Annotated in this window: 7 protein-coding genes; 3 read left to right on the plus strand and 4 right to left on the minus strand. The window is 36.6% G+C overall.

Translation table 11 applies throughout. From position 1 onward, the window contains the following. Positions 1-25 precede the first annotated feature (25 nt). Entirely contained in the window at positions 26-1561 is a 1536-nt protein-coding gene (locus Q0486_RS15160) for a right-handed parallel beta-helix repeat-containing protein (protein WP_299235234.1), read from the plus strand. Between the two features lie 147 nt (positions 1562-1708). Here Q0486_RS15160 and Q0486_RS15165 read toward each other — a convergent pair whose 3' ends face one another. The 4 genes from Q0486_RS15165 to Q0486_RS15180 form a co-directional block, all read right to left on the minus strand. Continuing rightward, on the minus strand, positions 1709-5308 hold the full coding sequence (locus Q0486_RS15165; protein WP_299235237.1) for a glycoside hydrolase family 2 TIM barrel-domain containing protein: 3600 nt from the start codon (positions 5306-5308) through the stop codon (positions 1709-1711). Positions 5309-5377: 69 nt separating this feature from the next. Further along, positions 5378-6961: a sulfatase gene (locus Q0486_RS15170; protein WP_299235240.1), complete on the minus strand. Its 1584-nt coding sequence runs from the start codon at positions 6959-6961 to the stop codon at positions 5378-5380. Positions 6962-7003: 42 nt separating this feature from the next. Then, entirely contained in the window at positions 7004-8824 is a 1821-nt protein-coding gene (locus Q0486_RS15175) for an alpha-L-fucosidase (RefSeq protein WP_299235243.1), read from the minus strand. A 228-nt stretch (positions 8825-9052) separates the two neighbouring features. Beyond that, positions 9053-13009 carry a response regulator gene (locus Q0486_RS15180; RefSeq protein WP_299235246.1) on the minus strand — a complete coding sequence of 1319 codons (3957 nt, stop codon included), beginning with the start codon at positions 13007-13009 and terminating at the stop codon, positions 9053-9055. 275 nt (positions 13010-13284) lie between these two features. Between Q0486_RS15180 and Q0486_RS15185 the strand changes: the two genes are divergently transcribed. After that, entirely contained in the window at positions 13285-16494 is a 3210-nt protein-coding gene (locus Q0486_RS15185) for a TonB-dependent receptor (RefSeq protein ID WP_299235249.1), read from the plus strand. Between the two features lie 36 nt (positions 16495-16530). Then, on the plus strand, positions 16531-18390 hold the full coding sequence (locus Q0486_RS15190; protein ID WP_299235252.1) for a RagB/SusD family nutrient uptake outer membrane protein: 1860 nt from the start codon (positions 16531-16533) through the stop codon (positions 18388-18390). Positions 18391-18417 lie beyond the last annotated feature (27 nt).

Raw genomic sequence — 18417 nt, forward strand, 5'->3', positions numbered from 1 at the left:
ACTTTATTACCTTAATTGTATTGTTATGAGTAAGTATTTACTTTTGTCTTTATTACTGTCGGTTTTATTATTTTCGTGTAATTCTGTACATAGAGTCTATTACGTAGACTCGTCTTGCGGTTCTGATGACTTTTCTGGTTTGTCACCAGATAAAGCCTGGAAAACAGTTAAGAACATTAAGAATATAAAACTAGAACCAGGTGATCAGTTGTTGTTCAAACGTGGTGAGGTTTTCATTGGTGAGTTTGAAATATCGGCTAGTGGGACATATAATGACAGAATCACAGTAGGCGCATATGGAGAAGCTGAAGAGAAGCCACTTATTGTCGGCAATGATGTTTCTATGTATGCAATGAAAGTCTATAATTCAAATTATTTGACAATAAAGGATCTTGAAATTGTAAATAAGGGACATGAACCTTTACCAAAGAGAACTGGTCTTAAAATAGAATGTAAAGATTATGGGGTCTCAAAGGGTATTATTGTAGATAATATAACAGTTCGCGACGTAAACGGTTCATTGGTTAAGGAACAAGGTGGAGGATCAGGTATATTGATAGTAAACTCTGGAGACAGCTTGAAATCACGATTCGATAGTCTGGTTATTGAAAATTGCCATATTTTGCGTTGCGAAAGAAATGCCATGATATGGAGTGGATATTATGACAGAAATAATTGGTTCCCAAACAAACATGTTATAATCAGAAATAATCTTATAGAAGGTGTTCCTGGAGATGGAATAGTTCCAATAGGCTGCGATAGTACTCTTATAGAATATAATGTGATGAGAAACTGCCCGGATGTACTTCCTATGACAGAAGCTGCGGCAGGTTTCTGGCCGTGGAGTTGTGACAATACAGTTATTCAATATAATGTAGTTTCTGACCATAAGGCTCCATGGGATGCTCAGGGATTTGATTCTGATTATAACTGTAATAACACTACTATCCAGTATAATTATAGTCATGATAATTATGGTGGAATGGTACTGGTTTGTAACTCAGGAAATGCAGGAAAGTATAATATAGGGAACAATAATTCCATTATAAAGTATAATATAAGTATTGGCGATGGAATACGTCCAAAAACTACCAGAGCAGGAATGTTTTCACCAAGCATACACATAGCAGGACCGGTAAGAAACACATTGATAGAAAGAAATATTATTCACTCTAATCACAGAGGGAAAAAAGATATAGACAGGTCATTAATTGTTTCTGATTCATGGGACGGATATTCAGATAATACAATTTTCAGAAAGAATATCTTCTACACAGTAGATATTGGTGATTTTGATTTAACTGAATCTACAAATAACAAATTCGATTCGAACTGGTATATCGGTTTGTATGAATCCTATCCAAAAGATGAATGTGCCCTTAAAACAAGTGACGTTTATAAGAAACTTATTATTGAAAATGATTCAGATGGATATACCGGATTACAAAAATTAATGTCAGAAAAAGTTATCTGTGGTAAGCAATTTTTCTTCGTTGATAAAAATAAAATTGAGAGTTTTTTTAATACAATGGACGAAGAATTAGTGCAAAAGTCTGAATAAAATTAATCTTTTATCATATAAAAATGGCATATGAGTTGGTAATAGCAATCCATCCTCACATGCCATCTTTTTTATAACAGAAATTGTCGGATTTCAAGAAATAGTATCAACAATGAATCTTATATTTCTGTTAAAGTTCTGATTTTACTAGTCTGTATATGATATTCTCAATTTGTATTTGAATGGCATAGGAGCAATCTTATAACTTTCCAGAGTTACAGGACCACAACTTCCGTTTCCAAGTCCTCTCATCTGTGCATCAAGATGAAGCACTATGTAAGGACGCTTCTGCAATTCCCAAGTATGATTGGCATTCATCAGATCAGCATCAGTATATCTCAATGCTGAGAATGCTACGGCACCTTCAGTCTCTATACGTATTCCGCATCCGTCTTTTCCGGTCAGTTTAAGTTCACGTAATGATTCACGATTACCCATACTCTGAGGCTTGACATACTGCTCTACCATATCGTCTACTGTAGTAGAATAACGTCCTATCATACATCCGTCTTTGCGGTCAATGTAGTTTTCCCAAGGTCCGTATGCATAATAATCTACATTCTCAAGTCCAGCGTTTACGGCACATACCAGTCCCGCGCGATAAAGTTCCTTAGTCTTAGGAGTGAGCTTGACATCCATATCAACAATACCGTTTGGCAGGAATGTATATACTATTTCAGACTCGCAAAGAGTTCCACCACGTAATGTGGTTACAACAACTCTTCCATCTGCTTCTTCAGTAATCTTGCAGGTACCTGTCGGCTCAAGACCATTTGAGGTGTCTGTAGGTCGGCGATCATTCTCGATGAAACGATGATTGTCGTACAGGAATCCTTGTTTTCCATATATCACGTCAAGACCATTTATGCGTAATTCTGTCATACGTCCTGTAGCAGTTTCAAAAGCAGCAAAGACAAAAGCATTACCAACTGTTATTTCTTTCTCATTCTTTTCAATATTCAGTTTTCCAACTTTGCTGTTTGATTTAAGAGTAGGAAGCACACTTCTTGATGAAAGTTCGAATTGTTTCTGTGCAACTACATGTCCTGTAGCCGACCATTCTGTTTGTTTAGTATTTCGCACATAAAGATTTAGCATAACTTCACATCCATTTTTTTCTGCATTCCTCAAGTTTGTTCCCGAAAGCTTCAATGCGAAATCCTGCGACATGTCAGGAGCAATGGCAGGCAGAAGCATACTATCTTTTCCTACTATGTTTCCGTTCTCTACAGTTTCCCATAAAAGTTCGTAACCGTTCAGTGTAATGAAATCATATGTATTGTTTATATTGACAGATACAGTGTTCTTCTTTACATTCTTTTCGCTCATACCAAACTTCACATACTGATATACAGCCTTAACCTCTTTCAGCTTCGGTGACTCATGTCTGGTGGCAGGAACTATACCGTTAGAACAGAAGTTACCTTGATGAGGGCCAGGGAAGTCATAACCTGTGTGGAGTCTTCCTTCATAAGTTCCGTTCAATATGTCTTTAGGCTCATATATTGCTTGATCTACCCAATCCCAAATAGCACCACCGATAGTGGAATTGCTGCTTTCAATACTTTCCCAGTATTCCTTCAGATTACCTATAGCATTACCCATGGCATGAGCATATTCGCAGATGAACATAGGTTTATCGAAAGAATTGACATACTTGTCCATCCAATCCATACCAGGATACATTTTCGAATAAAGGTCGCTGAATCTGTTACCGCCATATTCTTTTCCGTCACGAGTACTTTCATGATGTACAGGACGTGGGTCAAGACGTTTTGCAGCGTCATAGCATGCCTGGAAGTTATTACCGCCTCCACACTCATTGCCTAGACTCCAGAAAATTACACTTGGATGATTACGATCACGTAATACCATACGGTCAATACGGTCGACGAAAGCAGGAATCCACGAAGGCATATCGCTTATAGACTGGTTTGCATGGTCTTCAAGATCAGCTTCATCCATAGTATAAAGTCCGTAATAATCAAACATGGCATACATCTTTGCAGCATTAGGATAATGCGATGTACGAATAGTATTGATATTGTTTCTCTTCATCAGCAGCACGTCCTCAAGCATAGATTCTGTAGTAACCGCACGTCCGTACAAAGGATGAGTGTCATGTCTGTTCACCCCCTTGAAGAAAACGCGTTTTCCATTGATATAAACAAGGGAGCCACGTATTTCTATATCACGGAATCCGTATTTGGTAGAAAATGCCATTTCGTCTTTACCGCCATTACGCTGTATTACAGATACGGTATAAAGATCAGGTGTTTCGGCTGTCCAAGGTAGCAGGTTCTTCAGATTGAAACTAACATTCAGCTTATCAGTACGTTTCTTATTTGTAAAACTTACAGAAAGAGTCTCTTCGGCTATAGTCTTTCCGAAAGGATCCGATAGTTTTACTACTATATCCTTTTGGCCTGCTATTCCGTCACGATTATCAAGAGTAAGTTCCACATTCATTTTTCCGTCTTTATATCCTGATTCAGGAGTAAGTTCGGAGGTTATATAATGATCTCTTACACTTACTAGTGGAGTGGAATAAATGAATACATCTCTGAATATACCACTCATACGGAACATATCCTGACATTCCAGATATGAACCGTCACTCCAACGGAATACCTGCACGGCAAGTTTGTTATCTTTCTCTCTCACAAGTTTTGTGATATCAAATTCAGCTACATTATTGGCTCCCTGAGTGTATCCAACATACTCACCGTTCAAATAAACGAATGCTGCACTGTAAATACCTCCGAACTGGATAAATGTACGTTTATCCTTCCAATTATCAGGTAAATCGAAATATTTTACGTACGAACCAACTGGGTTTATACCATAGTTTTTGCCTCCATCATTGAATCCTTTGCGAGCATCAATATAAGGAGGAGTATTAGAATGAGGATATTCTACATTACAATATATAGGCCTGTCATATCCGTGCATCTCCCAATTTGACGGTACAGGAATGGTAGTCCAGCTTCTTACGTCATAATCCTCTTTATAAAAATCTACAGGACGTTCAGAGGGCTGTGATACGAAATTGAAGTACCAGTTACCATTAAGGAGTTCTACAGATTTACTTTTTGTGTAAACCCATGGCGTTGCGTAAAACTCTCTGTCTGCCATCATTTCTTTCTCACTTACGTATGGAGTATAAGTGGCATGACCTATTTCCTTATTCTCTGCAAACATGGTTTCGTCTTCCCAATACACTTTCTCACGTACAGCGGTTTGGGATGATGCTGGTGCAGCTACATTCGTCTCTGTAATTATGAAAAGTGCAGCTTCATCATTTTTTGCCTTATTGATATCCATTAGAACTACACTTCCATCTTCCTTACAGACAGCCATCCATTGGGCTTTGTTCGATGGAATCAGGTGTACATATTTGCCTTCCGGCTTAATGAGCCAAAGTTGCATTTCGTCAGATCCATTAGTTTCGACAGCCTGTACGAAACCATTATCACCTGCTTGTATCGCCAAATTATCGAAAGGGTTAACCAACCTGTAACTACCAGATAAGTCGGCTATTGACCAAAGTTGAGACTTATCAGCTTCATTGGCTGCAGAAAGTCTGATTTGGGGAGCGACTCCAGAATAAGTCCATACTTTACCTTTATACTTAACGGAACTCACTGAATACAGTTTCTTACTGTCGAAACGTTTTTGTGCATTAAGTTCCGCGAACGTAAAGGTAAATACTAACGTTGCAAGAATAAATAATAAACGATTTCTCATGGTTATAATAGGGTTTAAAAGAAGTGGCAAAGTCAATTGGATGACAATGTCACTTCTTGGTTATACACATTATAATTTCTCTTTAAGTTTTTCTTCAATAGGGTCTTTGTACTGTGCCTGAAGTTTTCTAAGTTCCTTCATCATGTCTTCAGTTATCTGTTCATAACCTTCTTTACCGTAAAGATTGTTCATTTCTTTTGGATCTTCCTGCAAGTCATAAAGTTCCCAAGAATCAATATCATTATAGAAATGAATAAGCTTATATCTTTCTGTGCGAACACCATAATGACGTTTTACCATATGTTCTGCAGGATATTCATAGAAATGATAGTAAAGCGACTTACGCCAATCAGCTGGTTTCTCACCTTTCAGTAAAGGAAGTACTGATACTCCTTGTATATCTTCAGGTATCTCAGCACCAGCTAAATCTAGGAATGTTGCCGCATGATCAATATTCTGTACCATTTGAGGAATTTCACCTTTAGCTTTAGTCTTGAAATCATCAGGAATACGCATTACAAGTGGTGTACGCATAGATTCTTCGTACATGAAACGTTTATCGAACCAACCATGCTCTCCCATATAGAAACCTTGGTCTGAAGTATAAACTATAAGAGTGTTCTTCATCAATCCTTTTTGTTCCAAATAATCAAGCAATTGGCCTACATTGTCGTCAAATGATTTCAGGACTTTGGCATAATCACGCATATATCTCTGGTATTTCCATTCTGCCAGTTCTTTACCTTTAGGATTTTTCTTGTAAAATTCATCTATGATAGGTTGGTAGAAGTCTTCATAAACTTTACGATCTTCAGGATCAAGTCTGTTAATCATTGCCTCGTATGTTGACTTAAGACGGCTGTTCTTATCGGCTCTGTACATCTTTGTGTCATACATAATATCCATATCCTTAAGAATGCCCATTTCCTGAGTTTTTGCAGCTTCTCTACCTTCATAATCGTCATAGAAATTATCAGGCATCTCAAAAGTTTTGTCTTCATATAGAGACAGATATTTCAATTCAGGCAACCAGTTACGGTGACAGGCTTTGTGATGTACAAACAGACAGAAAGGTTTATTCTTGTCTCTTTGATTCTCTAACCAGTTAATACTCTTTTCAGTAATAATATTGGTCAGATATCCTTTCTCAGTAATAGTATCGTTGTTCATTTCGATGAAGCGAGGATTGTAGTAGTCACCTTGTCCTGGGAGTATTTCCCAATAGTCAAAACCTGTAGGCAGACTCTCAAGGTGCCATTTACCGATGATAGCTGTCTGATAACCTGCTTTTTGAAGCAGTTTTGGCATAGTCTGCTGTGTACCGTCGAAAATACAAGTTGTATTATCATAAAATCCGTTTGCATGACTATGTTTTCCTGTAAACATGCATGCACGGCTTGGCCCACTGAGCGAATTGGCTACAAAACTATTGGTAAACTTCACACCCTCTGCCGCTATGCGATCAAGGTTAGGAGTCTCGACATAACGATTGTCATAACAACTCATCATCTGTGATGTGTGGTCGTCAGTCATTATATATACTATATTATACTGCTGTTCCTTTTCTTTTTTCTCTTCGGAACATGAAGTTGCCGATATAATGGCTGCTGTACCTGCAATATAAACCGACAGTCTATTATATATTATATTCATGATATTAAATTTAAAATTATAAATTTCGTATTGTATTAAATTTTACTTTTGGATATTAACACCGATTTCGTTAATATCAACTTTGGCTGGATTTCCATTTACTGAAACTGCATCCAAACGTATAAACCTAATATTGCTGGCTTCATCGATAGATATAGTTTGAGGAATTGGATTGTTCATTATGTTACTGAATTCACTGTCTTTCTTAATTGTTTTCCAGTTCTTCCCATCCGTACTTACAGCAAACGAATACTTGAATGCCATATCAGGCTTTGCTTCGGCTTTGGCAGGAGCATATGTAAATGCAGAAAGTGAAACCTTTTGTCCAAGATCAATTACCAGTGGAGAATTTGAAATTATCTTCCAGCCATCACGTGATAGGTTGTTCCATTTCTGATTAACAGCATCATCAGTAAGTGGTCTTGCGTAGTATGCGGCTACATTACATATATTAGCCTTGTTCCTTGAAGCAGTAAGAGTAATACGTATTTTTTCAGCCTTTGTAGTCGGGAATCTGAATATTCTTTTATATCCAACAGTCGTTCCCTGTGCTACAGTTTTCCACTGTCCGTCAGTTAATGCTTCTACATCAACAGCTTCTACTCTTTGACCTTTTGATATATCTTCCTGAAGCATTATTACGTTGATTTCAGAATTTGCTTTAAGTGTATATTCCTTTTGCTCTCCTTGAGCTGCTGCCCAAAGTTTATTACCGTCGGTAACTTTATTATCTGCAAAGGTCTCATCAAGATAGGTCTTGAATTCTTTTAGTCTGTTTACATCGGCTTCATTGATTAGTCCCTTTGTATCAGGAGGTATATTTAGAAGTAATACTGAATTATACCCAACAGACTGGAAATAGATGTCGGTAAGGTGTTTGAGAGATTTTACTTTATTGTCTTGATCCTCATGATAGAACCATCCCGGACGGATAGATACATCAACTTCTGACGGATACCAGAACATTTCCTTTGCTTTAGCAAGAATTTCTCTTCCACCTAGATCTTTTGACATATTATTGATGCCTAAAGTTTTATTGTTTTCTGCCGCACGCGCATACACTCCAGGAGTAATCACTGTTGCACTCCATTCAGTTTCACGACCAATACCCTTTTCATTACCAACCCAACGTACATCATCACCCATAATAGCTGTAACAGCTTTTGGCTGAAGAGTACGTATTGTAGAATAAAAAGCATCCCAGTCATATATCTGTTTCTTACCGTTAGGACCTTCTCCGTTGGCTCCATCAAACCATACTTCATGTACTTCACCATAGTTGGTTAATAGTTCAGTAAGCTGCTCAATGAAAAATTTGTTATACGCAGGAGAATCCCCATAACATTCAGCATTTCTATCCCATGGAGAAAGATAAACTCCGAATCTCATGCCGTATTTATCACAGGCATTACGTAGTTCTTTTACTACATCTCCTTTACCTCCTTTCCATGGAGAGGACTCTACAGAGTGTTTAGTAGTTTTTGTAGGCCAAAGACAAAAACCATCATGATGTTTTGCTGTGATGATAACCATTTTGAAGCCGGCATCTTTAAGAGTACGGACCCATTGTTCTGCGTCAAGTTCTGTAGGATTAAATAAGGCAGGATCTTCATTTCCGTCACCCCATTCACGTCCGGTGAAAGTATTTATACCAAAATGCAGAAAAGCCGTCAACTCCATTTTTTGCCACTCTAACTGTTGTGGTGTAGGAACTAGACGAGATGCCATATCAACTTTCTGCTCAATTGTTATACCCTCTGGAAATTCCAGATGTTTTGTGTAATATTCTTCATTTGTTGTACAAGAACAAAGAGAAAAGATAGGACATAATGCTATTGTCCTGAAAAAAAAATTACAGTTCATATTTATATATAGTTTTGGGATTTCCAAAAGAGAAGTATTAGCAAATATCGGATAAAAAAGATGTATAATCAATAAAAAAAATTTAAGGTTATTATTTGCTGTTGTTTAATTCTACTCTGCAAATATATAAAACTAATCCAATAATAATACCATTAATATAAAACAAACTGAATAAAAAAAACATTAGAAAACAAAATTCTACAAAAATACACATGTTTCTAAGTTATATTACTGTAAATTTTCATTGATATAATGCTTTTTATATTGTGTAGGAGTAACTCCGGTATATTGTTTAAAGGATGTACTAAAATATCGTGCCGATGCAAAACCTACTTTATCAGAGATTTCATTAAAATTCAGATCACTTTCTCTTATTAATTTCATTGCTTGCTCAATCCTTATCTTATTTATATAATCATTTGCTCCCATATCTGTTATAGCTTTTAATTTATTATACAAAGATGCACGACTCATTCCTATTTGGTTACATATATAAGGAATATCAAGTTCTGTGTTATCAAGATTTTCTATTATTGTTTGATTAAGTTTATCCATAAAAAGTGTATCTTTTCTAGTCAAATCACTATCTACAGATACTGGTAAATTACCAATCTGTTGGTAATGTCGTTTTGTTTGAATTCTATTATATAGTTTGTTTACTACTTTAGCCAGTAATTCTTCAATTTCAAAAGGTTTTTCCAAATAGCTGTCGGCTCCCATCATATAGCCATACTGACGGCTATCTTCATCATTTCTGGCAGTAAGTAGAATAAAAGGTATATGGCTTACAGAAATATTCTCTTTAACAGCCTTACATAACTCATAGCCATTCATTATGGGCATCATAACATCGCTCACAACAATATCAGGAAATTCTTTACATATCATTTTATAAGCTTGCTCTCCATCGTAAGCTATCAATACACGCTTAAATTGTTCCTTAAAATCTTCTGCTAAATAATTAACTAAAGTTGAATTATCATCAACTATCAGTACCACATAATCCTTCAGATTAATACTTTTTATCTTGTCTTTATCAGGCATCGCGATTTCTATAGACGATTGCGATGACAGTAGCTCATTTAAGTAATTATTATTTTGTGGTATTTCTTCGGAAATATTTTGAACAGTTGGTAATTCAAAATAAAATGTAGCTCCTTTGTCAGGGTTATTATATGCTCCTATTTTCCCTTTATGCAATTCTACTAGAATTTTTGAATAAGATAATCCAATGCCAGTTCCTTCATGTTCTTTATCCCCTTGATAAAAACGGACAAAGAGTTTCTCTGTATCAACATTTTTAAGACCAACACCCTGATCGGAAACAGAAATCCTTACATTCTTTTCATCTTCTGTAAGCTCTGTTCGTATAATTATTTTAGAATCCTGTGGACTATGTTTAATGGCATTCATAAGTAGATTGGACAAAATAACCATACATTTATCTTTATCAAAACCAATTTTGCCTATGTTGTTATCAAGTTGAAGTTCTATGCTTCCTGTTTTATCTTCACCATCTACAAAATTTGAACTGACTTCCTCAATCCATTGATTCAAATCGTAGCTCTGAATATCGAGATGTGTCATTGTCATTTCCATTTTTCTGGCATCCAGAACCATGCTGATAAGATCTTTCATTCTCTGTGCCTGATGGAATGCTATGTTCAACTGTCTAAAATATCGGTCTGAAGGTTGTATAGAATCAATAACTTTCTTCAATGGTGCATAAATCAATGTCAAAGGTGTTCTAAGCTCATGACTTATATTAATAAGAAATCTGACTTTTTCTTCATAGATCTTTTGTTCATGTTCTTTCAACATCCATTTAACACGACGGTCCTTTTTCCGTAATGCAGCAACAATAATTACTAAAACAATGAATAAGAACAGTATTGACATAATCATAATAAACCACCATGATTTATACCACGGGGGAAGTATAATAAGAGTTAATACATTTTTATTCTTAGCCCATCCACCATCTTTTTTTGTGTAGCTTACCATTATAGGATAAGTTCCAGATGCGAGCGAAGGAATATTCAATTCACTATTATAACTTGTAAAGGCATTATCCGAATGACTGTCTAATATATAATGAAACTGACGTGGACGAAGAATATCATCTCCTTCAACCAAAAAACGAATTTTGATGTTGCGTGAGTTCCATGGTAAAGATATTTCTCCATTTTTTATACAGTTCATCATATTTATTCCACCCACTGATAACTCCATAATAACCACATTGGCTTCTTTCATCTCGTCCGGTCTAAGACTAAAGGCTTCAGATTCAATACTTAACAATCCGTTTACTCCTCCTAAATAAATCCGTTCCGAATTAGATAAGAGTTTAGGCTTTTGTAAGTATTCATTTTTAAGTACCCCGTCAGACTCTCCATACAGTATAAACTTTTTGTCTGAAGGATAATATGCAAAAAGTTCCTGTCCTGCACCTATCCAGACGCGTCCTCTCTCATCGCATAAAACAGATTTAGCTTCTTTAAAAAGCGAATTTTTAATTTGAGACAATTCTCCATTGATATATGTATAGAGTCCTTTTGTTCCCACTATCCATAGAACACCATTATAATCTATTGATACTGAATTAATAAAATATGGTATGTCCGAATGGAATATGGAGTGAATATGTTTACCTGCCTTGGGTATTTTATAAATAGTTTGGGTATTATGAAAATAAGAATATAAGCTATCCTTACCAATGTAACACAACATTCCCAGTGAAACTTCAGATGTTAAGTTTATTAATTCCTCAGTCATACCTGTAGAAACATTGTATCTTACTACAGGATTTGTCAATAGGAGAATATTATTTTCTGTTTCATTGTAAAGATTGGTTGAGAGTCTGCTGTATTTTATATAATTACTTAACTTATCTTGGCTTAATTCAAAGGGACGCTTCTCACCTGTTTCTTTATTAAAGAAAAAAAGACCTTTAGAAAAAATTGATACCAATAATTCCGTAGAAGAATATTTACAGATAGATACTATTTTATCACCCCAACTAGTCGGATAATGCTTAATGGAATTATGCTTTTCGTCCAATCTATTTATACCTCCTCCATCTGTTCCTATCCATATATACTCAGAATCAGGCTCTTGATAGAGCGTAAGGACAGTGTTTTCACTTAATCCATTGTTATTACCTAATGCCACACTTGAGTATGTAATCATATAACTCAATCTGGCATTTATTAATCCACCACGAGTTGTGGCGAGCCATATATTATTCCCTTTTCTGCTACCATGAATATTCAGAATTGTATTTACAGGCAATGTATGTATATTACCTGATTCGTGTTTTAGTACTTGGATATTTCCATTCTCAGGATTAATGATATTTACTCCGCCTCCGTCTGTACCAATCCAGATCATATCATTTATCAATGTCATGCATAATATTAAATCACTGCTTAAGTTGGAATTTTGAGACGTATATTGTGCAACCAGACTACCATCTCTGGCAATTTTTTTTACACCGTTATTATAGTCAGTAATCCATAAAAAGCCTTTATTGTCAATACATAGATCAGAATAATTATTACTTTCCAGAAAGATATTCTGCTTTAATTCATCCTTTTCTATATCATATAATACAACTTTATTATTACGATTTGAACATACTATTGTGTTGTTATCCCAAAATACCATCCTTTTTATAGAGAAATCAATTTCATTTCCTAGTTCAGAAAATATCTTTGTAGACTTAGTTTCATAACTGTATTTATATAATTTATTATTTACTCCAAATAGAAGTCCATCTTCTATCTCGCATACAGCACCTGCTACTATAGATTTCCCATCATTTAAATAATATGGTATGAAATCATCTTTTTCTTTTGAATATATCAATATTCCATTTGTGGAGAGAAACCAAAGCTGTTTGTTCTTATCTTCTACAATTTGAAAAATTCTTCTATTAGACACTTCGGATTCTAAGGAAGGTATGAAATACTTCTTTAATTCAAGGCCATCATATCTGATTATTCCGTCTGAAGTATCAAGCCAAACTACACCGTTACTTTCTTCAAAAACATAATTAACGTATGAAGGCATTCCCTGCTTTAATCCTATTTGGATAAAGCTATAACTATTTCTTGCATTAAGTGTGTCACAAAAAAGAATACTTAATATAATAATCGAAAGTATATATTGCAATGTATTTTTCATATTTTTCCCATTATATGACAAAGATAAAAAAATATCGGAAGAACTTCAATTATATAATTATAAATAAGACTCTATTACTATGAGAAATTACAATAATGTATAATAATATTCTAAAAATAGCTATTTAGCCAAAAATGGAAATGAAAATAGCTATTTGTGAACATAAAGAAAAATGGCAAAACTTAGATTTGCAACGTGATTTGAAATTAATAGTAGAAAAAACAAAAATCTAAAGTATAATTTTCATTTTAATGTTTAACTAAAATTTAGTATTAATGAAAGAACAATTAAAGTATTTCTGCCTGTTAATGGTTTCAATGCTTTTGCTCTCTTTTGAAGCATTGGCCCAAGAGCAGATCGTTACGGGTAAAGTATTAGACGCTCAATTAAAAGAAGGTATGCCTGGAGTTAACGTACAAGTGAAAGGTAGTACAGTGGGAACTATTACAGATTTCGATGGTAATTATTCAATTAAGGTGAATGGATCAAAGTCTGTACTTGTATTTACTTTTATTGGTTTCTCCTCTCAGGAAGTTACTGTAGGCAACAAGACTGTGATAAATGTGGAAATGAAAGAAGATGCACAGGCTCTTGAAGAGGTTGTAGTAGTAGGTTACGGTACAGCACGTAAGGGAGACTTGACAGGTGCACTTACCACTATGCGTCCCGATGCTAATGACGCATCCAAGGCTACATCGTTGGACAATCTGTTGTCCGGTAAAGTAGCAGGACTTGTGGTCAGTTCTTCATCATCTGCAGTAGGTGCAGCGTCATCTATCACAATCCGTGGTGCGAGTTCATTGCGTGGTGACAACCAACCTCTCTATGTAATCGATAACGTTCCTCAGGCATCGGCCGGTGAATTTGCATCGTCTGGTATCAGCGGTGACTTCCAGATCAACCAGGATCCGTTGGCCGCACTTAATCCTGCCGATATTGAGGATATCACAATTCTGAAAGACGCTTCATCAACTGCTATTTATGGTTCGCGTGGTGCAAACGGTGTAATCCTTATTACAACGAAGAAGGGTAAACAGGGTAAGGCAAAGGTTAACGTAAGCGCTAATTTTACTATAGCTGAACCTACACGCCTTATGGAAATGACAAACCTGCAGGAACATGCTGCTTATATCAATTCGCGTATTTCTAACGGACAATATCCTTTCTATGTGGTTGGTGATGAAGTAAGATATGTGTTCAATGATGCTTTAGCAAATTATGATCCGAATAATCCTGAAACTTATCATTTGATTCAGTATCGTAACTGGCAGGATGAAATTTATCGTTCTGCTTTCTCTCAGACATATTCTTTGTCTGTAAATGGTGGTAGTGATAAGATGACTTATTATATATCTGCAAATTTCAAGGATATCAACGGTACAGTAAAACAGACCGGGCTTAAACAAGGCGACTTGCGTGCCAACTTGGGTATGGATCTTTCTAAGACTGTTCATCTGAATATGACAATGAGCGGTTCGCTCAGACAGAACAACATGATGGCAGGAGGTAGTACTTTGGGTGGATCAACTACAGCTATCTCTCGTACAGCTTTGGACTATGCACCGTTCGAAATGCCTGAAGGTGACCCTTCGTTCCAGGCAGAGAACAAGACTACTATCTTCAGCTGGCTTAACGACTACGAAGATGTAGCAAACGACAAAACTTTCAACATGAGTATGGACCTTTCATGGAAAATTGTAAAAGGATTGCAGTATAACCTGCGTGTGGGAGGTAACATGAATATCAACGACCGCAGCCGCTGGTATGGTCTGCAGTTGTATCAAGGTATGAACAACAATGGATATCTGGCTTTATCCACTCTGAACAAGAGCAATTATTCTGTAGAAAATGTGTTGAACTACAATACTAAGTTGGGAAATATTGCAACTTTGGATGCTACAGCCGGTGTTACATACGATGCGTATAAGTTCTTGAATCAGAATACTATCGGTTCACAGTTTACAATGTTTGACCTGCGTGAGAACGGTATTCACATGGCAGGTAATGTGCAGCATCAGGAACCAATACAGCGTGACTATCAATTGCTGTCATATTTGGGACGTATCAATCTGTCATTCCTTGACAAGTACCTGATTACAGCATCAATTCGTGCCGACGGATCCAGCAAGTTTGCACAGGGTAACCGTTGGGGTTATTTCCCTTCAGCTTCATTGGCTTGGCGTATGGAACAGGAAGAGTTCCTCAAAGATGTAGACTGGATGAGCCAGTTGAAACTGAGAGTTAGCTATGGTGTAACTGGTAATCAGAGTATTAATCCTTATTCTACATTCTCTATGTATGGTGGTGGAACTAACCATTATGCTGACGGTTCAGGAAACCAAATGGCTACACTTAGTATTACCAATTTGCCAAACAACGGACTGACATGGGAAAAGACTGCTTCATGGAATGCTGGTTTTGATTTTGGATTGTTCCGTTCAAGACTTAGCGGTACTCTTGATTTCTATGTGAAGAGAACAAATGATTTGCTTATTTCAAGAAATCTGCCTGGATCAGCCGGATTTGCATCTACGTATTATAATCAGGGATCGTTGGATAATAAAGGTATTGAACTGACACTTACAGCTCAAATTATTGACACTAAGGATTGGAAATGGAGCTTGACTGGTAACTTTGGAAAGAATAAGAGCAAAATCGTAAACTTGGGACTTATCCCAACTGAATTCGGATGTTTGGGTGAAAGAATCGGTTACTACGGTAATTCGCTTGGTGACCATTTCGGAGTAGGGCATATCTTCCTCCAGGGTGAAGAACCGGGACTGTTCCTGGGATATGCAACCCAGGGTATAGTACAAGCTGAAGATATTACAGATCAAGGTATAAGATTTACAAAACCTGACGGTACTATAGGATATTATAATGATGTATTGGGACAGAAACCTGTAGCTGGTGATGTTAAGTTTGTTGACTTCGATGGTAACGGAAGTATTGATACTTCGGACCGTAATATTATAGGTAATCCTAATCCTGACTTTACATACGGATTCCAGACTTCATTGTCATGGAAGAATCTTAGCTTATCTGCAGCATTCAACGGTGTGTATGGACGTGACATCATAAACGTGAATAATCGTTACATCAATACTCCTGGTTCAAAAGCTGGTACAGTATCTAAGAAAGCATTTGAAGGTATGTGGACTCCTGAAAACAAGTCTAACCTCTATCCATCATCTAACTTCATAGTACAGAATATGGTTATGGATAGATATGTAGAAGACGGTAGTTATCTACGTTGCTCGGACATCACTCTGAACTATGTTCTTCCTAAATCGTGGATGAAAAAGATAGGATTCCAGAATACTTCAATATTTGCGTCTGTTAAAAATGCATTCATCATTACAGACTATAGCGGATACGATCCTGAAGTGAATACTTTTGCTTTTGACGGCTTACGCCCGGGAGTTGATATGAACTCTTATCCTACTCCGCGTCAGTTTATATTCGGACTGAATGTAACATTCTAAATCAATAATAACAATAACTTACAAAGAACATAAGTCATGAAAAATATTAAATATCTGATATTATCACTTTCTGCGGCATGCTGCATGTCGTCATGTCTGGACGAAAATCCGCTATATACGCAGAACAATAAAATAGTGTTCTCAAACAGTAGTAATGCAGAACTTGCATTGCTAGGATGTTATTCTTACATGAGTACCACTTCGGCTTACGGACAACATTGGCAGGAAATTCCTGTAAGTGGTTCAGGATTTGGTTGGTCACAACGAAGCGGTAGTGATGGAATAGTAAGTTTGCAGTCACTCTCAAGTGATGGTCTTATATCAACTACGTGGAATGCAATGTACAAGGTTATTTCCGAGGTTAATGCTTATCTGGAAAATCTGAATAACAGTGGATTATCTGACGATATAAAGAAACAGTATAGTGGTGAAGCGAAGTTCTTGCGTGCTATGGCATACTATAATCTGGTATCTTTGTTCGGAGATGTTCCTTTTAAAACTTCTGCCTCTACTTCTGAAGGTATTACTATAGGACGTACACCTGCTGCAGAAGTACTTGGACATGTAATAGACGATCTTAAAGACGCAGAAGGTATTAGTGCAAAGTCAAGCGTAGGCCGTGCAAACTCATGGGCTGTAAAGGCATTCATGGGTAAAGTATATTACCGTATGGCTGCAACAGGCATCAATCCTCAGGAAAACTGGACTAACGCTAAAACTAAGTTTGATGAGGTCTATAACAATAATATTTATGATTTGGAGAATAATTTTGCGGATTTGTTCGGCGACTGGGTTTCCACTTCTAAAGAGTCTATCTTCCAGATAAACTTCAGTGTTACCTCTACAAACTGTTTCAACCGTGCAAGTAACCGTTTTTCACCTACTGCTTCTACTACAGGTGTGAACTGGAGTACATACCGAGCAACAAAGGCTGCATACGATATGCACCAAAGCATGTATCCGGGTGATCCACGTATCAATGCAACGTTCCTTACAATACACAGAAAGAGAAACGGTAATAACCAGGCAAATCCAAAACCTCAGGTGGGCGATAAGCCATCGGCAAACGACAGTGTTTACTACTATCCTTACTTTACGTATAAAGTACAGACTGGAGTAAATGCCGAGAATAAACCTGTATATGAGAAGATTCAGAAGAATGGAAAGGATGTAGAAGATAAAATCTATGTAGGAATACTGCCATATGACAAGTTTGAAAATCCTGCAAACCCAAGCTTGGAATATATGGAAGGACTACAAATTTCAGAAAATGCATCTCCAAGAGAAAAGGCTGAAATTCAAGCTTTGAAAGGTATTAGAAAAACTTTTGCAGAAAACGGAAATCAGAACGCATGGCCGGCGCATGCAAAACTCTACGACCAGAATCAGCAAGGTACTGCTTCTCATAAAAATCTTATGGTGTATAGATATGCTGAAATGCTTTTATTAATGGCCGATGTGTATAATGAACTTGACCAGACTGAAAAAGCAATAGAACTTGCAAACAAGGTACTTGCTCGTGCGCGCCGTTCAGCACAGACAGTAGTTCCTGCTACTGAACCTGCAGATTGGCCTGAAAATCTGAGCAAAGATCAGGTACGTGAAAAACTATATTTTGAACGTATCATAGAGTTGTTCGGTGAACCTGATATGTATGAAATGATGAGAATACGTGGCACAGAATTCCTGAAGAAAGCACTTGAATATCACAATAATCATGAGATAACAAGAGTTTCTGATGCTTACTATAAATCATCAGCACAAAAATGGACTGATCGTGTTTACAATGAAGGAAACTTGACTGAAGATTTCTTGAAAAAGAATTTGTTACTCCCTATTCCTGATTCGGAAAGAGATAACAACCCAGGTATTACAGACAATAACTTTGGTTATTGATATGTACACATCTAATGTTGCTGATTG

Origin of the sequence: uncultured Bacteroides sp. (assembly GCF_937912035.1) — a bacterium.
GTDB lineage: Bacteria > Bacteroidota > Bacteroidia > Bacteroidales > Bacteroidaceae > Phocaeicola.